General features: G+C 60.2%; 14 protein-coding genes. 9 read left to right on the top strand and 5 right to left on the bottom strand.

Translation table 11 applies throughout. The features are described 5' to 3' along the window. Positions 1 to 574 precede the first annotated feature (574 nt). The 3 genes from ALTERO38_RS06060 to ALTERO38_RS06050 all read right to left on the bottom strand — a co-directional run bounded on the left by ALTERO38_RS06060 (position 575) and on the right by ALTERO38_RS06050 (position 3,971). Positions 575 to 1,315: a hypothetical protein gene (locus ALTERO38_RS06060; RefSeq protein WP_159967650.1), complete on the bottom strand. Its 741-nt coding sequence runs from the start codon at positions 1,313 to 1,315 to the stop codon at positions 575 to 577. 361 nt (positions 1,316 to 1,676) lie between these two features. Then, positions 1,677 to 3,326 carry a hypothetical protein gene (locus tag ALTERO38_RS06055; protein WP_159967649.1) on the bottom strand — a complete coding sequence of 550 codons (1,650 nt, stop codon included), beginning with the start codon at positions 3,324 to 3,326 and terminating at the stop codon, positions 1,677 to 1,679. A gap of 153 nt (positions 3,327 to 3,479) precedes the next feature. Further along, positions 3,480 to 3,971, bottom strand: a complete 492-nt coding sequence (locus tag ALTERO38_RS06050) for a hypothetical protein (protein WP_159967648.1) — start codon at positions 3,969 to 3,971, stop codon at positions 3,480 to 3,482. Positions 3,972 to 4,293: 322 nt separating this feature from the next. On the opposite strand from ALTERO38_RS06050, the gene ALTERO38_RS21475 reads away from it, so the two are divergent. The 4 genes from ALTERO38_RS21475 (at position 4,294) to aldA (ending at position 9,504) form a co-directional block, all read left to right on the top strand. Next, positions 4,294 to 4,860, top strand: a complete 567-nt coding sequence (locus tag ALTERO38_RS21475; RefSeq protein WP_256663797.1) for a hypothetical protein — start codon at positions 4,294 to 4,296, stop codon at positions 4,858 to 4,860. A gap of 304 nt (positions 4,861 to 5,164) precedes the next feature. Next, positions 5,165 to 5,443, top strand: coding sequence for a hypothetical protein (locus ALTERO38_RS06040; RefSeq protein WP_159967647.1), 279 nt, complete (start codon positions 5,165 to 5,167; stop codon positions 5,441 to 5,443). A gap of 451 nt (positions 5,444 to 5,894) precedes the next feature. After that, on the top strand, positions 5,895 to 8,051 hold the full coding sequence (locus tag ALTERO38_RS06035; protein WP_159967646.1) for a PQQ-dependent dehydrogenase, methanol/ethanol family: 2,157 nt from the start codon (positions 5,895 to 5,897) through the stop codon (positions 8,049 to 8,051). A 16-nt stretch (positions 8,052 to 8,067) separates the two neighbouring features. Next, positions 8,068 to 9,504: an aldehyde dehydrogenase gene (aldA, locus tag ALTERO38_RS06030; protein WP_159967645.1), complete on the top strand. Its 1,437-nt coding sequence runs from the start codon at positions 8,068 to 8,070 to the stop codon at positions 9,502 to 9,504. A gap of 99 nt (positions 9,505 to 9,603) precedes the next feature. Here the strand turns inward: aldA and ALTERO38_RS06025 are convergent, their stop codons facing one another. Beyond that, complete coding sequence (locus ALTERO38_RS06025) at positions 9,604 to 11,241, bottom strand: sigma-54-dependent Fis family transcriptional regulator (RefSeq protein ID WP_306109784.1); 1,638 nt, start codon at positions 11,239 to 11,241, stop codon at positions 9,604 to 9,606. A 38-nt stretch (positions 11,242 to 11,279) separates the two neighbouring features. After that, the gene (locus ALTERO38_RS21635) at positions 11,280 to 11,516 is read right to left on the bottom strand and encodes a hypothetical protein (protein ID WP_306109783.1); all 237 of its coding nucleotides are present in this window, start codon (positions 11,514 to 11,516) and stop codon (positions 11,280 to 11,282) included. A 548-nt stretch (positions 11,517 to 12,064) separates the two neighbouring features. On the opposite strand from ALTERO38_RS21635, the gene ALTERO38_RS06020 reads away from it, so the two are divergent. From ALTERO38_RS06020 to ALTERO38_RS06000, 5 genes are read left to right on the top strand one after another with little or no spacing between them, the layout of a single operon-like run. Beyond that, the gene (locus ALTERO38_RS06020) at positions 12,065 to 15,049 is read left to right on the top strand and encodes a molybdopterin cofactor-binding domain-containing protein (RefSeq protein WP_159967644.1); all 2,985 of its coding nucleotides are present in this window, start codon (positions 12,065 to 12,067) and stop codon (positions 15,047 to 15,049) included. Next, positions 15,046 to 15,873 carry a xanthine dehydrogenase family protein subunit M gene (locus tag ALTERO38_RS06015; RefSeq protein WP_159967643.1) on the top strand — a complete coding sequence of 276 codons (828 nt, stop codon included), beginning with the start codon at positions 15,046 to 15,048 and terminating at the stop codon, positions 15,871 to 15,873. Before ALTERO38_RS06020 ends, ALTERO38_RS06015 begins: the two co-directional genes overlap by 4 nt. Beyond that, positions 15,857 to 16,348 carry a (2Fe-2S)-binding protein gene (locus ALTERO38_RS06010; protein ID WP_159967642.1) on the top strand — a complete coding sequence of 164 codons (492 nt, stop codon included), beginning with the start codon at positions 15,857 to 15,859 and terminating at the stop codon, positions 16,346 to 16,348. Before ALTERO38_RS06015 ends, ALTERO38_RS06010 begins: the two co-directional genes overlap by 17 nt. Positions 16,349 to 16,387: 39 nt before the next feature. Beyond that, positions 16,388 to 17,920, top strand: coding sequence for an AMP-binding protein (locus ALTERO38_RS06005; RefSeq protein ID WP_159967641.1), 1,533 nt, complete (start codon positions 16,388 to 16,390; stop codon positions 17,918 to 17,920). Positions 17,921 to 17,943: 23 nt separating this feature from the next. Continuing rightward, the gene (locus ALTERO38_RS06000; RefSeq protein WP_159967640.1) at positions 17,944 to 18,747 is read left to right on the top strand and encodes an enoyl-CoA hydratase/isomerase family protein; all 804 of its coding nucleotides are present in this window, start codon (positions 17,944 to 17,946) and stop codon (positions 18,745 to 18,747) included. Positions 18,748 to 18,835 lie beyond the last annotated feature (88 nt).

The following is an 18,835-nucleotide window of genomic DNA, read 5'->3' as shown; positions in this document are numbered from 1 at the left end:
GGATCACTACGCTACGCACGTTGAGGTTTCACATACACACGATCACGATCCGACTGAGCATATTGTCGTGTGTGCTGAATGCGCTCGCCTTGCGGGTCTTGTACGGTGCAACGCCTGCATTGATGAAAAACTGCTAGTACGCGCAGGTGCGGCTTCTTGTGACATGACTCCGGTGTACGCCCCTAGTGAGCTCGTCGATGGCCTCTGCGCCAAGCATGTTGCGCTGCGTCTTCAACCTGCGCTGACCGATGGCGTGTCTTCGCCACAGGCTCGCGCTGGCTGATACCGATAAAGCCTAAGAAGAAGGTCGCCTGCTGAGGCGACCTTCGTTGATGCGTCCACTCTCAATCCACAACGACAGCTCTAGGCGTTTGCGAATTTGCACTCCGCTTGAGCTTGTATGCATTCGTTCTGACCACCGATTTGTATCGGATCTGTTCGGCAGACTAAGTGGCCATGGTCGGCAGAGAACGGCCAAAGGCGGCCATCCACCCGCTATTCAGAACTCATGGGTAGCCATCGGTTTCCACTGCGTCCGCGAAGGGGCAGCCGGCATATTTGCCCAAGCCTTGTATTACGATACGTCCATCAGCGCAATGATGTCCGTTTTAGGTATAGCGAAACCATTGCCCCTGAACGTATGAGTAAGGTGGCACTCACCGTTATCTGAAAGTAAGTAGGCCCAGAGCGTGGCGCAATAGTCATCGATGTTTGAGACTTTACCTTTGAACTTCACTACGACGGGTTTCAGCCATTCTTCGATGACTCCTCTGAGATCGACCAACCCTCCGTTCCCACAAAAGCTTGGCGACCACAGATCCTGGATAGCCTCTGGAACCCGATAGCAAATTCCGCTTGGGCTAGAGCTGGCAGCAGTGAATGTGTTCCATGCGTAGGGACCACTCATTTCGGCTGTGGAGCCTTCGTACTCGCTGCGAAGCTTCACGATTCCCTCAGCCGCCTGTTTGGCAACCATTTGCTTCTCAGGAGGGAACCGTTCGGTGACTTTGTCTAGAAAGCGAGCTACACCCTGCGACGCGCCCAGCAGTCCTTCATCAAACCATGAAGGGCAGCCATCGTAGCTTGTGGAATGGTAGTAACAAGCGTGGGTAATGTCGGCACGAGGCGAAGCTTTCAGCAGGTGGCACACCACAAAGTGGAACCCGGGCGAATCAATTTGAGAGTACACCTCTGCGATTTGTAGCACTTCCGGAGATCGAAGAACTCTATCGATCTGCTCGGTGGAAACCGCATAGATTTCAGAGAGCGATCTAATAGCGTCTTCTCTGTGGTCACAGCTCGGGATAAAACCCATCGTAGCCCCCCTCATCAACGCGATGAAGCCGAGAGAATATCAGGCTGAGCGCGCCTACCCTGCACAGCATCCGGGCCGTCAGTGGTTGAATCGCCTCTGGGATCTTAAACATCTTCATGTCATAACTTCTAAGGGAAGGTAGTCCCTTACGAGCGTCAGCTAAGGGTCAGTACCAAGCGCTGGTGACAGGCACCTATCGGCCATAAGCGGACATTGGGAAGCCGACCGCTACCGGCCAAAAGGGTCCGTGGAATCATCAAGGAGCTCAAAAGGCATTCAAGTCAGTCAGCCTCGGGGAATGCTGTTGCTAATGATGGAACGCCCGCATAGCAAGTAACTTTTGAGATGCTTAGCTTCAATACTAGTCATTCAAATCAAATCGCTCTTTCAGCTCACCAAAATCTGACCATCTCTTTGTATTGACTCCAATTAGATTGGCGCCATAGTAGCTAAAAAATGACGAATAATGGTTCTGCTTAGTGATAGCATCCATGCAAGAACGAATAATTATCTGCCTCTCTATGGTCGCAGTGTCTTTTCCATAAAGATCCACCATCGGAAGCCAGTCATACAGGGATCTGCAGTTATCAAAAACAAACATATCAAGATACATCTCCCGCTCCTTTGCTTTATACCTGGCTCGCCAATGCGCGTCCGTGTTTATGTGGTGCGTATTCCCAAGGTGATTTAAAGCAAGCTCTATCCATAAATGCGGCATCGGTACATCACAAAAAACGCCTCCGCGCGGATCAGGAAGAGATTTAATTATTTCCTTTATCGACCGAGACAAGCTTTCCGACAGAGTGCTTTTATATGAGTACTGTGCATATCTGAGCAAATCATAAAGTTGCACGCTATCTAGATATGACAGAGCCCCATTCTTTTTTGAAAACTGCTCGTACCAGTACTGACCCAGCTTACTTTTAGACTCCTTCAGCCTTAGCAAGAAATTCCAAATTGGAAAGTCTTCATGCGGCTCGAAAATTTCACCTCCTGACAAATCCAAATCTTCGAGGGTGGCCTCATCAACCTGTCCATCCTCGAAATCATAGCTTTGGGGGGTAGACATTTTTTTAATAATGGATTTTATCTGAGCTTCATCCATCCTCAAAAACATGCGTTTTAAGGCTGGGCTACTACCAACCTTAAGCATCGGACTTATGTAGCTAGCAAAGATTGTTGGATAATGCGTTGAGAATGCACTGTATGCAGAGTCGAAGTGCGAGCTTATCAAGTCCTCAAACAAACGTTCCTCGCAAGGCTCGCCGAGCGCCTTAAGCTCCTCTTGGTAGGCCCTGTCAACAAACCCATAGCAATCAACTCCTTCCCAAAAGCCAGTATCTTTAGGGTCACCTGAACGGATACAGTTCTCTAGAAATGGATGACTACGAAAATAAGAAGACAAGAATTCAATATTTTCTTCGGTTTTTTCGGGGAGAGAGCTATTTATTACCAGAATCCCCAAATCACTCAGAGAGCTGTTTTCAAAGACAGCATTTATAGTTAGAAGCGGCTTTGACTGCTGACTAAAAAGAGGGCCAGTAAAATCAAGGTAAATTATATCAAACTTAAAAGAAGTGACCCGCATGAGTTCAGATATTGCACCATTGAATATCTTTAATGTTGGATATTTTTTTTGTGCCTTAATCAGTGCTGAAGAGTACATTTTTCTATCTGACTCAATAGCCCAAACATTCTCAATCTGAACACCTAGCGCCACTATAATTCGCAAATCATTTTCAGGCTCCGGCCCGCAAAAGTATGCAATTTTCAAGTTTTGCGGTTGCTTGGTCTCGTAAAGATTATTTGAAAATCTGGTCCATGACTCAATAAAATCCTCGTTAGGACTCTCATCTTGTAGAACCTCGTCAAAAGCGTAATCCCAAAGGCGCCTTATATAATTCGGCTTTAAAACCCTATGCTTTTCCCTATCAGTAGTCAGTTTTCTAACAGCCCTAGTCCATACTTCTACTCTGCTTTTTTCTTTTACACTCTGTGTATAAGTAACCACTGCATCCCTCCAGGGGTTCTAAAATTCAAATTGTGCTGCAAGCAGCACCTAAAACGGAAATAAAAAAAGCCTTCGCACAACAACGTGCATAAACACGAGCTTTGGAAAAAAAGGACTGATTTATTTCTCAGAAACTAAATCAGCCCCCTTTTCTTACATCGTAGGACGGATGTTGTAGCGCCCATATTCCACTCGCTGGATTTTTATCGAGATCATCACGAAAAGCATGAGGATACCGAGCCCTCCGGCAGTCGCCACAATCACGGAAAAAGCCCCCCAAATATTAGGAATGCTGCCGGTGCTCCTGAGCGCAGCGAAGACGAGACACAAAAGCGAAATCACGAATCCTAGAATCGCAATGGCCAACGAGCACTCCCGTTCAAATTTGTCTTGAACCGGATCCCCCCCGACGAGTGTTCTCGGAATTTCCCTAATGCAAGCCGCCCAGATAGAAACACAGAAAAAAGAGAACGCCGGAAACTGCAGGGAAATCTCAAACTCGGGCTTTGAAAAATAGATGATGAAAAGCCAAATAAGCACAGGCATCAACGTCAGAAGCACCTCATACGTAGCCCAAACCGATGACCGAGTGATGATGACTCCCTTCGACAATGGCGCCTTTCCGCTCCCATTTCCTTCACTCAACGTCTTTCTCCTGCCAATAAATGAATGATAAAAGATCGTCCGCATACCGGCGGTAACCGCGATAGCGGCCCCCGGATTGATGGACAACCCATGATATCAAACAGACATCACTCATGGCAGGGATTGGAGCAGGCCTCGGTTCGGCGGTGTGCTGGGGTGAAAATGCAATTCAAATGCCCCTCCATACCACGTGACATCGCTAGGTGATCGTACAAAAGGGGATTACAAAAGGCGGACGCTCGGCAGCACACCTGCCAATATCTGTTCTAACAGGCCTGCGCTGAATCCATCGAGTAACTGGATTGAAGAGTACTTTCATCCCATGGACAAAGGTCTGAGTGATGCCAACCTTAATTACGTACTTGCGGTTATTGAAAGTGCCCCAGACGCCGAGTTAGGTGTGATGTGTGAGCACCTACAGATCGACAGTCGCGATCTTTTGAATCAGTTGGCGATCTCAATAGCAAGACTGTTTTTTACAGGCACCCGCGATTTTCATTACTGGGATGAGGTGATGAATACTGTCGTCAGCGATATCGTCGGCTTGTCCATGCATGCGGATATGCCCCAGCCGGCATTCTCTATCTACCAGGCATTTGATGCAGGCGAGTATTGGCACAGCGACGACGACCGGGACGCATTTATTAGGAGAGGTGGACGCGACCTTAACTCGAGAGATTTTTGTGGGAGGTCGACCACGGCGCAAACGGGCTTTCGAAGTAGGTTCGACTTGAGCCCCCACAGGACCGCTTTTGGCCGAAAGCGGCCATTCGAATTCGGCTTCAACAAGACGCCAGGCCTCCTCTCAACCACGCCCCAGCCTGTTTGCCCTTCTCGAACCCCCGCGCTAGACTGCGCCGGTCGTGGTCAATCCCACGACCGGGTGTGACAACCTGAAACCGTTCGAGGGCGCGGCAGCGCCATAAATGTCCAGCCGACACTTCACTGTGTTTGGCTCCGGCATTCTATGGTGGGCCGTGCGGGGCAGGCTTCGGCCTGGCCGGTTCCCTCGGACGCCGGTTTGTCACCCCCGTGCGGTCCACCTCCATTCCGCGTGACAACGGGTGGTTGTGGCTCCTTAACCAGTTCGAGGAGCATAAGCAGAATGCGCTATCCCCTTTTTACGCCCGCGCTCCACCTAGAGTCATCGGATTCATCAGCTTTGTTTTGTGTCGCCTCATTGGAGGTGTGCCATGGCTGATCTTGAATCCGGGCTTCTCCCCTTCCCTTATCGTCCAAAATCACCATCGTCGCCCTCGTTTTCTGCGTCTGTGCCTGCACGACAGTCCGTGCTGGCCGAGGCCGAACTACGTGCCGATATGGTCAAGGATCTGCTGCAACAGATTGGCGGGCCAGACGGGTTCTATCCCCAGGACCTGCGGCTGAAGATGACGCTCTATGCCGCCGAAGCGCTGCTCGACGAAATGGTCGTGCTGTATCGGCGAGCTGTTTCTGGCACAGCGACAAGCTAGGTCAGGTTGCGGGCCGTCCCTAGTGGGCGGCTCGCCTCCTTTCTGCATTGCATGAGCTCGATCAAGTCATCCGATGCGTACGGGTGAAAACGCCTGCGCGTCATCTAGCCAACGCACCTGCCAAGGGTGCCTATAGACATCACCCTTGGCCGAAACAGCCCCCTAGCCGCAAGTCCTGCTGTCCCGGCCGTCCGTTCTGAACCGTCCCCTCGGCATAAGCTATGTTCGTGCGGCGTGCGGCGCCGTCCGCCCTGTCGCAGAGGCGCGACAGTTGTCGCAGCCGTGCGACGGTTGGTTGCGACAGACCGCTTTTACTTTGGAGGCATCTGGACGCTCTAAGCCCCGCCACATCTGGTTTTGCAGCCACATTTGAATGGCTGGCACAGCGGTTGCTCTCTCTGAAAGACCTGCCCCATGGGGCGGCCAGACCAATAACAAGAGAGAGCCTGCGATGAATCAATTCGATCCCTATTCGGGCCGACGGCCCACCGCCCTGCTTGGCGCCAGCCTTGCCGCCCTGCTGTCCCTTCCACTGCAGGCCGCCGATGTTGACGGCAAGCGCATCGCCAATGCCGACGCCGAACCCGGCAACTGGATGAGCCATGGGCGCGACTACGGCGAGCAGCGCTACAGCCCGCTGAGGAAGATCACCGACGGCAACGTCGACGATCTCGGCCTGGCCTGGAGCTACAAGCTCGACATCGACCGGGGCGTGGAAGCCACGCCCATCGTGGTCGACGGCGTGATGTACACCACAGGCCCCTTCTCCATCGTCTATGCGCTGGACGCCCGCACCGGCAAGGAAATCTGGAAATACGACCCCAAGTCCGACCGGTCCCGCGCCGGTGAGGCCTGCTGCGATGCCATCAACCGCGGCGTTGCCGTGTGGAAAGGCAAGGTCTATGTCGGCGTGCTCGATGGCCGCCTGGAAGCCATAGACGCCAAGACCGGCGAGCGCGTCTGGTCGGTCGATACCCGCTACGACAAGGAGCGCAGCTACTCCATCACCGGCGCGCCACGTGTGGTCAACGGCAAGGTGGTGATCGGCAACGGTGGTGCCGAGTTCGGCGTGCGCGGCTACGTCACCGCCTATGATGCAGAGACCGGCGATCAGGCCTGGCGCTTCTTCACCGTGCCCGGTGACCCGGACAAGCCCGCCGAAGGAAAGGGCATGGAGATCGCCAAGAAGACCTGGCACGGCCGCGCCTTTGTCGAACAGGGCGGCGGCGGTACCGCGTGGGATTCCTTTGCCTACGACCCGGAGCTGAACCTTTTGTATATCGGTGTAGGCAACGGCTCGCTGTGGGACCCGATCTGGCGCAGCGAGGGCAAGGGCGACAACCTCTTCCTCTCCTCCATCGTCGCGGTCAATGCCGACACCGGCGAGTACGTCTGGCACTACCAGACCACGCCGGGCGATGCCTGGGACTACACCGCTACCCAGCACATGATCCTGGCTGACCTGGAGATTAAGGGTAAGCAGCGCAAGGTGCTGATGCAGGCGCCTAAGAATGGGTTTTTCTACGTCATCGACCGGGCCACCGGCGAGCTCCTGTCGGCCGAGAACATCGTGCCAATCAACTGGGCCAAGGGTGTAGATCTGAAGACCGGCCGCCCGATCGTAGACGACGAAGCCGCCGCATATTGGAAAGGTGAGAAAAAGGCCAAGCTGGTCCAGCCGGGCTTCTGGGGTGCTCACGACTGGCACCCCATGTCTTACAGCCCGGATACCGGCCTCGTCTACATCCCGGCACACATCATGTCCGCCTGGTACGAGCACGTGCCGGATGCGCCGGCGCGTAACAAGTTCAAGAGCATGTACCAGCTGGGCCTGAAGACCGGGATGATGCCGGAGGACCCGGAAGGACTCGGCAAGTACGCCGACACCTGGTCCGGTAAGCTGATTGCCTGGGACCCGGTCAAGCAGCAACAGGCCTGGGAAGTGCCCTACGTCACCATCTTCAACGGCGGCACCCTGAGCACCGCCGGCAACCTGGTGTTCGAGGGCAGCGCTGACGGCCGTGTCATCGCCTATGCCGCCGACACCGGCAAGAAGCTCTGGGAGCAGCCCGCTGCCAGCGGCGTCATGGCGGCCCCCATCACCTACAGCGTGGACGGCGAGCAGTACGTGACCTTCATGGCCGGCTGGGGCGGTGCCTTCTCGACCTTCGCTGGCGCCCTGTCGCTGCGCGCCGGTGTGCAGCCCTATGCACAGGTGCTGACCTACAAGCTCGGCGGTACGGCCGAACTGCAGGAACCCGCGCCGCGTGAGGATGCACCCAAGCCACCGCCTTTGACGGCCGATGCGGCTACGGTCGAGGCCGGCGCCAAGCTCTATGACGGCTACTGCTCGCAGTGCCACGGCATCCACGCGGTCAGCGGCGGCGTGCTGCCGGACCTGCGCATGCTTTCACCCGAAACGCACAAGCAGTTCCTCGGCATCCTCCACGGCGCACGCATCCCCGACGGCATGCCGTCCTTTGGCGAGGCTTTCGATCAGGAGCAGATGGAGCAGATCCACCAGTACCTGATCAAGCGTGCCCACGACCGCATCGAGCAGGGCCCGAACGACCTGCCGCAGCCCACCCAGAAAACGGCCAGCAACTGACCCTCAGGAGACCGACATGACTGATCCAATCACCTACGAGAACTACATTGACGGCGCCTTCGTCGCCTGCGACAACCTCATCGAGGTACGCAACCCGGCCACAGGTGCGGTGCTGTCCCGCGTGCCGGAATCCGACGCCGCCACCGCCGAACGCGCCATCGCCGCCGCTCGCGCTGCGCAGAAAGGCTGGAGCCAGAAGCCTGCCGTCGAACGCGCCGGTTACCTGCGCGCCATCGCCAGCAAAATCCGCCAGAACGCCGAGCGCCTGGCCCGGGTCATCACCGAGGAAGGCGGCAAGATCCAGAGCCTGGCGCTTGTCGAAGTCAACTTTACCGCCGATTACCTCGACTACATGGCCGAGTGGGCGCGGCGCATCGAGGGCGAGATCATCACCAGCGATCGCCCGGGCGAAAACATCTTCCTGTTCCGCAAACCGCTGGGCGTGGTGGCCGGCATCCTGCCGTGGAACTTCCCCTTCTTCCTGATCGCCCGGAAGATGGCACCAGCATTGGTCACCGGCAACACCATCGTCATCAAGCCCAGCGAGGAGACGCCAAACAACTGCTTCGAATTCGCCAAACTGGTGGCCGAGACCGACCTGCCCAAAGGCGTGTTCAACGTGGTCTGCGGCAGCGGCGCGGGCGTCGGCAGCGCCCTGACCACCAGCGACAAGATCGACATGATCAGCTTCACCGGCAGCGTCGGCACCGGCCAACGGATCATGGCCGCCGCGGCGCAGAACGTCACCAAGCTCAACCTGGAGCTGGGCGGCAAGGCCCCGGCAATCGTGATGAACGATGCCGACTTGGACCTCGCCGTCTCCGCCATCCGCGCGTCACGGATCATCAACACCGGGCAGGTCTGCAACTGTGCCGAGCGCGTCTACGTGCAGCGCGGCGTGGCCGACCAGTTCATCGAGCGCATCGCCGGCGCCCTGGCCGAGACGCGCTACGGCGACCCGATCGCCCAGACGGACGTAGAGATGGGCCCGCTGATCAACGAGGCCGGGTTGCGCAAGGTCGAGCAGATGGTGCGCACTGCGCAGAGTCAGGGCGCGCAGCTGATTACAGGCGGCACCGTGGCGGACCTGGGCAAGGGCTTCCACTACCAGCCGACGCTACTCGCCAACTGTTCGCACGACATGGAGATCATGCGTAAGGAAGTCTTCGGCCCGGTGCTGCCGGTGCAAATCATCGACGATCTGGACGAAGCCATCGCCCTGGCCAACGACTGCGAGTACGGCCTCACCTCATCCATCTACACCCGCGATCTCTCCACTGCGATGAAGGCGGCCGCAGGCCTGGACTTCGGTGAAACCTACATCAACCGCGAGAACTTCGAGGCGATGCAGGGCTTCCACGCTGGGGTGCGCAAGTCAGGCATCGGCGGTGCGGACGGCAAGCACGGCCTATACGAGTACACCCATACCCACGCGGTGTATCTGCAAAGCTAAGCGACTTGAGGTGACCAGGAACCCCGCCCCGGCGGGGTTTTTGTTATGGGGCTGGGCGAACGTCTGGTTTTAAGAAAATGCCGAGTCGCCTGCGAGATATCATGTGCGCAGCGCGGCCAGGCCGTAACGGTGCAGTTTGCGATAGAGGGTGGCGCGGTTGATGCCGAGCGAACGAGCCGCTGACGTGACATTGCCGCCGTGCTGCTCAAGTGCCGATTGCAAGACGGCCGCTTCGACAGCGTCTCGGGTCGTCTCAAGCGAGTGCGCCTCTGGCGGCTGCTCTTTTGGCACCGACACGACCTCCGGCGGCAGGCAATCGAGCCCGATTATTCCGTCGTCCGCCAACGCGACCGCACAGCGCAGCACGTTGATCAGCTGGCGCACGTTGCCGGGCCACCCGTAAGCGGTCAGATGCTCCGTCGCCTCGGCCGTCAGCTCTACATGTTCATCCCCAGCCTCACGTTGCAGAACGCGACGGATGAGCCCCACGCGATCCGCCCGGTCGCGCAAAGCGGGCAGCCTGACCGTCAAGCCGTTGAGTCGGTAATACAGGTCCTCACGGAATTCGCCAGCGGCCACCATGGCGGGCAGGTCACGGTGCGTCGCGCAGACCAGCTGCACATTCAGCGACACCGGCGTGGCGGCGCCCAGCGGCACCAGCTCCCGCTCGGCCAGTACGCGCAGCAGGCGCGTCTGCAAGTGCGCCGGCATATCGCCAATCTCGTCGAGAAACAGCGTCCCGCCATTGGCCTGTTCCAGCTTGCCCTTCATCCCCTGCCGGCTGGCGCCGGTAAAGGTCCCGGCGCGGTAGCCGAACAGCTCGCTCTCGATCAGCGACTCCGGAATCGCCGCGCAGTTGAGCGCAACGAAGGGCCCCTTGGCGCGCACGCTGCCCTGATGGATCGCCCGCGCAAACGCTTCCTTGCCGGTGCCCGTTTCGCCGGTCAGCAACAGCGAAATGTCTCGATCAAGCACGCGCCGCAGCTTCTGGACGGAGCGCTGCAGGCCTGGGTCCTCCCCTGCCAAGTGCTCAAGCGACGGCTCTGTCGGGGTGACGCTCAGGCCGCGCTCGTTCCTGGCGCGCCGCGCGGTGGTGGCCGGCATACGCAGCGTGACCTCCAGCGCCGGCCCGCCGGCCAGCCGCAGAGACGCGCTACGCTGGCCACCGTGGGTCAGGGTGATCAGTTCATCCAGTGACATCGACAGCACATCCTGAACCGCCTCTCCCAGCAGTTCGCGCTCTTGGCCGGCGGCCATGAAAGCTGCGCGGTTGGCTCCGAGGACCCGGCCTCCTCCATCGAGCGCTACCAACCGCTCATTGCCCAGGTCGCCGGCATCGCCGCCAAGAGTCAGCATGGCGCTACTGGCATAGCGCTGGCGGAAACTGGCGTTTTCGATAAGTCGCGCGTACAGGCTCACCAACTGGAGCGTCAGGTACTGCGCCTGCTTCGGCCCGCCACTGTTCAGACACGAGGCGTTGAGGCATCCCATCAAGTCGCCCTGTGGGTCGAACAGTGGCGCGACTGAGCAACTCAGCATGGCGTTGCTGCTAAAGAAATGTTCGTCCCGATGGATGATCAGGGGTTGGCAGGCGGCCAGCCCCGTCCCGATGCCGTTGGTGCCCACCAGCGACTCGTCCCAGCAGCTACCGACCACCAGCCCCGAGTCCGCATAGGGACTGTGCTGGCCAGGGAGCCTCGCGTCGAGCGTGATACCGCGGCGATCGCTGAGCAGCACCGCAAATCCCGCCGGGTTCAGACGCCGCGACAGCCCCTCTATCCCTGGCTCGCAATGGCCAGAAAGTCATGGTGCTCCTCTTGATGCAGCCGTATTTCCTGATGCTCAAGCTGAACGTGAGACGCGGATTGAGCTGGATCCAGTCCATGCTCATGGACGCTGCGGTACCAGGATTCTGCAATCAGCCGATCCGGATTGGATTCACGGCCGGCGAAGTGCGTGGCGACGAATGCTGAGAGCTCGGTTGGAAGCTCTGATGGCGGACGCGCGATCATGCGGGACTCCAAACAAGGCGCCGAGTCGGGCCATGCATAATTGTTCGTATCGGCTGTGGGAACAGCCAAAACCAAGCCTAGCACGGCCGTTCAAAGACGGGCTGGCTCCAGCAATGCGTTCTTTAGTGTTCCTTGATCCGTCTTCTTAAGCTTGACGATCCCGCTCGCACTGCGGGGCAACTGGCTAGATGCAGATCGCTTTGGGCAGCTATCCGCCAGTCTTCATCTCCCGCTCCCGGCCCAAAAGCGGACGAAGGTGCGCCTCGGTCAGACAACCTCTCTCCCGATGCCAACAGCGGCTTTCGGCCGAAGCATACGTTCCTACCCCTCGAAAAGAAGAATCCATCCACATATCCAATGGCTAGCGCTCTAGGTCTCCTACGGTCGCCAGCCACCCAAGCAATAGACACCAACTAAGCGTCGATCAGACTCAAAGGTAAATTTCCAGACTCAAACGCATAAACGAATAGTCCTGGGCAAGGCGGTGCACGGAGTGGTTGCCGAAAATCGGTCGCAATCGCTTCGCGCATAAGAACAAGAGTTCACCCATGACTATGCATCAGAGCAATGCTGAAACCGCGACCGGCCATATCGGACGGAGCCAGTGCCGCATCGAGGATGCCGCCCTGCTGCGCGGGCTCGGCCGCTACGCCGACGACGTCGCGACGCCGCCCGGCACGCTGCACGCCGCCATTGTCCGTTCCCCTCATGCCCATGCCCGGGTGCTTTCCGTCGATGCCACCAGCGCCCTGACCATGCCTGGCGTGCACGGCGTGCTCACGGGTGAGGACGTCAAGCGCTGGGCCAATCCGTTCCCGGTCGGCGTGCGTGCGCCGATGGAGCACTGGTGCCTGGCCGTGGACAAGGTCCGCTACGTCGGCGAGCCGGTCTGCGTGGTGATCGCGAACGACCGTTACCTGGCCGAAGACGCGCTCGACGCGGTGCAGGTCGAGTACGAACCGCTAGCGGCGATCATCGACCCGGAGGCGGCAACCGCCGAAGATGCGCCGGTGCTGCACGAGGCAGTCGGCAGCAATGTGGTCAATGAGCGACACTTCCGCTACGGCGAGCCCGAGCAGGCCTTTGCCAACGCTGCGCGGCGGGTGTCGGTCAAGGTCCATTACCCGCGTAATTCCTGCACGCCGATCGAGTGCTATGTAGTGCTCGGCCAGTATCAGGCCGCGACCGGCACCTACGACGTGCTCTCCAACTTCCAGGGACCGTACGCACTGCACTCGGTGATGTCCCGGGCGCTGAACGTGCCCGGCAATCGCCTGCGTTTGCGCACCCCGCCGGATTCGGGCGGTAGCTTCGGCATCAAGCAGGGTGTGTTCCCTTACATCGTTTTAATGGGCCTTGCTGCAAGAAAGGTCGGCGCACCCGTGAAGTGGGTCGAGGACCGCCTCGAGCATCTGCAGGCGTCGTCCAGCGCGACTAACCGCGTCTGCGAAATCGAAGCCGCCGTTGCAGTAGATGGCCGTGTACTAGCGCTGAAATACGACCAGATCGACGACTGCGGCGGTTACTTGCGGGCCCCGGAACCTGCCACCTTTTACCGCATGCACGGCAACCTGACCGGCGCGTATGCGATCCGCAATCTGCAGGTGCGCAACCGCGTAGTACTCACCAACAAGGTACCCAGCGGCCTGAATCGCGGCTTCGGTGGTGGCCAGGTGTACTTTGCGCTGGAGCGGCTGATGCATCAGGTCGCCGTGGAGCTGGGCCTCGACCCGCTGGAGGTAATTCGCCGCAATCTGGTGCCGACCGGCGCCTTTCCCTATCGCGCCGCCGCTGGCGCCCTGCTCGATTCGGGTGACTACCCAGCAACCCTCGATCTCGCCGTGCGCGAGGGCGGCCTCGACGAACTGCTGCGTCGGCGCGAGCAGGCGCGCGCCGAGGGACGGATCTACGGCATTGGCTACACCGCTGTGGTCGAGCCGTCGATCTCCAACATGGGGTACATCACTGTCGCGATGACGCCCGAAGAGCGGCACAAGGCTGGGCCAAAGAATGGAGCGGTAAGCACCGCGACGGTCAGCGTTGATCCGCTCGGCGGCGTCTCGGCGCACGTCTCTTCGACTCCGCAGGGGCAGGGCCATCAGACCGTCGTGGCGCAGATCGTTGCCGAAGTGCTGGGCGTGGCGCTCGAAGGCATCAGCGTCAATGTCGAGCTGGACACCGGCAAGGACGCCTGGTCGATCGCCTCGGGCAACTATTCCAGCCGCTTCGCCGGTGCCGTCGCCGGGTCCGTCTATAACGCGTCGATGCGCATCCGTGAGCGCATGGCTGGGATCGCCGCGGCCATGTGGAACGTGCCGGCCGAAGACGTACGCTTCGGCGGTGGCAAAGTATTCATTGAAGGCGGGCCGAGCCAGCCGTTCCACCGCATAGCGGGCGCCACCCACTGGTCGCCCGGCCTGCTGCCCGAAGGCGAGCAAGGCGGCCTACGCGAAACCGCGTTCTGGAGCCCGCCGCAACTGACCGCACCGACCGACGAGGACTGCATCAACAGCTCGCTGTGCTACGGCTTCATCTTCGATATCTGTGCGGTGGAAATCGACCGGGTCACCGGCGAAGTGCACATCGACCGCTACGTCACCTGCCACGACGCCGGGCGCATCCTCAACCCGATGCTGGTCGACGGGCAGATCCGCGGCGGCTTCACCCAGGGTCTGGGCGTAGCGTTGATGGAGGAGTTCGCCTACGCCAGTGACGGCAGCTTCCTTTCCGGGACTTTCGCCGACTATCTGGTCCCGACCGCGCCGGAAGCAGTGGAGCCGGTGATCCTGCACATGGAAACGCCCTCCCCGTTTACGCCACTCGGCGCCAAGGGTGTCGGCGAAGGCAACAACATGAGTACCCCGGTGTGCATCGCCAATGCCGTGGCCGACGCGCTCGGCCGCTCGGACATTCGCATTCCACTGACGCCTTCGCGGGTGCGCACCATGATCGGCATCGACGAACCGCCAGCGCCTGAGGGCATGGTGCTCGAGGCGCCGAAGGTGGCCGGTGGCTCCAGCCTGCAGGCCGAGGATTCGGTGGAGATTCCCGCTTCGCCACAGGAGGTCTACGACGCCCTGCTCGATCCGGAAACGCTGAAGGCGATCATCCCGGGCTGCCACGCGCTGGAGCTGGAAAGCGAAAACCACTACCGAGCCGACGTCACCGTGGGCGTCGGCATGATCCGCGCGCGCTTCGCCGCCCGGGTCGGCATGACTGACCTCGACCCGCCGCATTCGCTAAAGCTGTCCGGCTCGGGCAACAGCCCGATGGGCTCGGCCACCGGCAGTGCAAAGGTACGCTTCGTCGAGCTGGACAATGGCCACACACGCCTCGAATACGTCTATGACGCCGCTGTAAGCGGCAAGGTCGCCGCGGTCGGCGGGCGCATGCTGCAGAGCGCCTCGAAGGTGATCATCGGGCAGATCTTTACCCGCCTGGCGCAGCGCCTGACCGGCGCGCCAGCGCAAACGGGCCTGTGGCAACGCCTGCTCGGCCTGTTCGGCCTGTTCGGCAAGGGAGGTGCGCAATGAAACCAGCCGCATTCGATTACGTGCGCGTCGCCAACAAGCGCGAGGCCCTGGAAATTCTCGCCGAGCACGGCGAACAGGCACGCATCATCGCCGGCGGCCAGTCGTTGATGGCGGTGCTGAACATGCGCCTGACGCAGCCGAAGGTGCTGATCGACATCAACCACGCCAGCGACCTGCATGGCCTCACCGTCGACAAAAACCGTTTGGTGATCGGCGCCGCCGTGCGCCAGGTCGAGCTAATGGACCGCCCTACGCTCACCGACGAGGTACCGCTGCTGGCCCAAGCGCTACCGTGGATCGGCCACTTTCAGACGCGCAACCGCGGCACCGTGTGTGGTTCGGTGGCCCATGCAGACCCCAGCGCCGAGATTCCGCTGTGCCTGGTCACGCTGGGCGGCCAAATCGTACTCGAGTCGCTCAAGGGCAAGCGCCGCGAAGTCCCTGCCGCGGAGTTCTTCCAAGGCGTGCTGACCACCGCGCGGCGCCCGGACGAGCTGGTCAGCGAAGTGCACTTTCCACTGGCCGACCCGGCCGTGCGCTATCGATTCCGCGAAGTGGCCATGCGTCACGGCGACTTCGCCCTGGTGGCGCTGGCCGCCTGCATTCGCACCGACGGCGTCAAGCTCGGCATCGGCGGTGTCTCCGACCGTCCGGTGCTTCGCCGCCTGCCGCGCGGCGAGGGCTTGCCCGACGCGCTCAACGCTTTCGCCTGGTCGCTCGGCGCGCAGGACGACGTACACGCCAGCGCGGCGTACCGCCGTCATCTGGTGCGCGAGCTCGGCCAGCAACTCATCGAGGAACAAGACCATGCGCGCGTTATCTGACCAACGTTTTCCTGTCCGTCTGCAACTCAACGGGCGTGACCGCCAGGGCCATGCCGAACCGCGCATGCAGCTCTGCGACTTCCTGCGTCACGAGCTGGGCGTCACCGGCGTGCATGTCGGCTGCGAGCATGGCGTCTGCGGCGCCTGCACGGTGCTGGTCGACGGCGTTGCCTCGCGTTCCTGCCTGATGCTCGCGGTGCAGGCCCACGAACGGCGCATCGACACCGTCGAGTCGCTGGCCCGCGACGACGTGATGAACGACCTGCAGCAGGCCTTCAGCCGCCATCACGCGTTGCAATGCGGCTTCTGCACCAGCGGAATCCTGATGTCCTGCGTGGAATTCCTCGAACGCGTACCCGAGCCGGACGAGGCCCAGGTGCGCGACATGCTTTCCGGCCATCTGTGCCGCTGCACCGGATACACCGGGATGGTCCAGGCGGTGCTCGACGTGGCCCAGCAGCGCCGGGCTCCCTGAACACTAGCCATACAACAACAAGAACCTTGGAGAGCACTCATGTTTGATCTGGGACGCAGCTTTCTTGCCGCGGTGGAGCGCCGCCCTGGGGCGGTGGCGATCAGCGACGGAGACCTAAACAAAACCTACGAGACATGGTTCGACGACATTCAGCGCGCCTCGTACGGGCTCGAACGTCTTGGCCTGGCCAAGGGTGACCACCTGGTGGCGATAATGCAGAACCGCTGGCAGATGGCAACGCTGCACTGGGCCTGTCAATTCAGCGGCATCATCATGACCCCGCTGAACTGGCGCTGCACCGCAGACGATCTGGCTTGGTGCATGGCTGATGCGGACGCCCGCGCCCTGATCCACGACGACTCCGCCACCGAGGCGGTGATGGCTTGCGGCAACCTGCAGATTCCCTGCATCAGCGTCGGTGATGCAGCCGCAGACGGCGCCATGAGCTTCGAGCAGCTGTGCGCCGACGCGCCGGCGCAAACCATCCTGCGTGCCGGTGCCGAAGACTGGTCGCTGATGCTCTACACCTCCGGCACTACCAGCCGGCCGAAAGGCGTGCCGCGTCGGCACCGCGCCGAACGCGCCGCCGCGGTCGCGCACGTCGCGCAGAACCTTTACGGCCATGATGAATGCACCCTTGGCGTGATGCCGCTTTACCACACCATGGGCGTGCGCTCTCTGCTGGCGATGGCGCTGATCGATGGCCACTTTGTCTGCGTGCCGAAGTTCGATGTCGAGGCCACGCTTGACGCCATCGAGCGCAAAAAGATCAGCAATCTTTATCTAGTGCCGACGCTTTACCACATGCTCATTGAGCACCCGGCGTTCAGCCCCGAGCGGGTAGCCAGCGTGCGCAAGATCGGCTTCGCTGGAGCGGCGATGAGCGACGGCCTGATGCACCGGGTCGAAGCGGCCTTCCAGCCCGAACTGTTCGTCAACCATTACGGCAGCTCGGAGATCTATACCTTTACCATTGATCAGAGCGCCAGCCGCAAGCCAGGCTCCTCCGGGCGCTGCGCGCTGAATCAGCGGATCCGGGTGGTCGCCCTCGATGCGCAATCACCGACACAGGCCGTCAAGCCCAACGAGGAAGGCCAGATCATCGCCGACCTGGCCAGCGACGAGGCCTTCGAAGGTTACTGGAAGCGGCCCGACGCTGACGCCAAGTCGCTGCGCGAAGGCTGGTATTTCACCAGTGACACCGGCTATTTCGATGAGCAGGGAGATCTCTTCGTCACCGGCCGGGTCGACGACCTGATCATCACCGGGGGCGAAAACGTCAGCCCGGCGGAGATCGAGAATGCCCTCTCGCTGCACCCCGCAGTCGAGGAAGTCGCCGTCGTCGGCTTGCCCGACGAGCAATGGGGCAAGCTGGTCGCCGCCTTCATCAAGCTGCGCCATCCGGTCACCGAAGAGGAACTCGACGCCCACTGCGTGAGCTCCGGTTTGGCGCGCTTCAAACGACCACGCCGCTACGAGTTCATCGAACAGATACCCAAATCTCCCGTTGGCAAAGTCCTGCGCCGTGTACTGGTCGCCCAGTACGGCGGCGACCTCAAGGCTGCCAGCTGATCCTATCGACAAGAGGAAAGACCATGAACAACCCAACTCCTGAACAGTTTCTCGCCAACGAATTCGATGGCTTCACCGTTGAGGTCGACACCGCCCGCGAACGCGCCGACATCATCCTTGGCCGCCCGCCATTCAACGTCATCGCCATGAGCCAGCGCGAGACGCTGCGCCAGGTATTCGAGGCGCTTGATGCGCACCCCGGCGTGCGCGTCATCGTGCTGCGCGCCCAGGGCGAGCATTTCTCCAGCGGTGGCGACATCAGGGGCTTCCTCGAGGCTTCGCCGGAGCATGTTTCTAAGCTGGCCTGGAACGTCGCCGCGCCCGAGCGCTGCACCAAGCCGGTCATCGTCGCCAACCGAGGCTACACATTCGGCGTCGGATTCGAACTGTCGCTGGCCTGCGATTTCCGCATCGCCTCGGATACCACACGTTACGCGCTGCCGGAACAAAACCTGGGGCAGATTCCCGGCTCCGGCGGCTCGGCTCGGCTGCAGAAAATGATCGGCATCACCCGCACCAAGCACATGGTCATGCGCGCCAAGCGGGTTACCGGCCAGCAGGCCTATGACTGGGGCTTCATCACCGAGTGCGTACCCGATGCCGAGCTAGAGAGCACTGTCGATGCGCTGGTGGACGAACTGCGCCGCTTCTCGCCGCTGGCCCAGCGCACCGCGAAGAAACTGATCAACGACAACGAGGACGCGCCGCTGAAAGTCGCCATCGAGATGGAAGGCCACTGCTACAGCCGCCTGCGCAGCTCGGCGGACTTCAAGGAAGGCGTCGAGGCGTTCCACGGCAAGCGTCCGGCGGTTTTTCGTGGGGAGTAAATCAAGCGGCGGATAAACGTCGCCTGCTCGCGTGCCGCCCGGCATTGGACGGCACCCGGTGAACGACCGAACGCATTAAAACAACAAG

This window comes from Pseudomonas sp. 9Ag (genome assembly GCF_902506445.1).
Classification (GTDB): domain Bacteria; phylum Pseudomonadota; class Gammaproteobacteria; order Pseudomonadales; family Pseudomonadaceae; genus Stutzerimonas; species Stutzerimonas stutzeri_AB.
Note: the sequence above shows the minus strand (reverse complement) of the source record. Positions and strands in the feature narration are given on the sequence as shown.

What these genes read in the sequence shown, in the direction of transcription:
- ALTERO38_RS06040 (WP_159967647.1), top strand. Translation starts at nt 5,165, where the DNA reads ATGGCTGATCTTGAATCCGGGCTTCTCCCCTTCCCTTATCGTCCAAAA.
- ALTERO38_RS06010 (WP_159967642.1), top strand. Translation starts at nt 15,857, where the DNA reads ATGCGCGCGTTATCTGACCAACGTTTTCCTGTCCGTCTGCAACTCAAC.
- ALTERO38_RS06060 (WP_159967650.1), bottom strand. Translation starts at nt 1,315, where the DNA reads ATGGGTTTTATCCCGAGCTGTGACCACAGAGAAGACGCTATTAGATCG.
- aldA (WP_159967645.1), top strand. Translation starts at nt 8,068, where the DNA reads ATGACTGATCCAATCACCTACGAGAACTACATTGACGGCGCCTTCGTC.
- ALTERO38_RS06020 (WP_159967644.1), top strand. Translation starts at nt 12,065, where the DNA reads ATGACTATGCATCAGAGCAATGCTGAAACCGCGACCGGCCATATCGGA.
- ALTERO38_RS06015 (WP_159967643.1), top strand. Translation starts at nt 15,046, where the DNA reads ATGAAACCAGCCGCATTCGATTACGTGCGCGTCGCCAACAAGCGCGAG.
- ALTERO38_RS06035 (WP_159967646.1), top strand. Translation starts at nt 5,895, where the DNA reads ATGAATCAATTCGATCCCTATTCGGGCCGACGGCCCACCGCCCTGCTT.
- ALTERO38_RS06000 (WP_159967640.1), top strand. Translation starts at nt 17,944, where the DNA reads ATGAACAACCCAACTCCTGAACAGTTTCTCGCCAACGAATTCGATGGC.
- ALTERO38_RS21635 (WP_306109783.1), bottom strand. Translation starts at nt 11,516, where the DNA reads ATGATCGCGCGTCCGCCATCAGAGCTTCCAACCGAGCTCTCAGCATTC.
- ALTERO38_RS06005 (WP_159967641.1), top strand. Translation starts at nt 16,388, where the DNA reads ATGTTTGATCTGGGACGCAGCTTTCTTGCCGCGGTGGAGCGCCGCCCT.
- ALTERO38_RS21475 (WP_256663797.1), top strand. Translation starts at nt 4,294, where the DNA reads ATGGACAAAGGTCTGAGTGATGCCAACCTTAATTACGTACTTGCGGTT.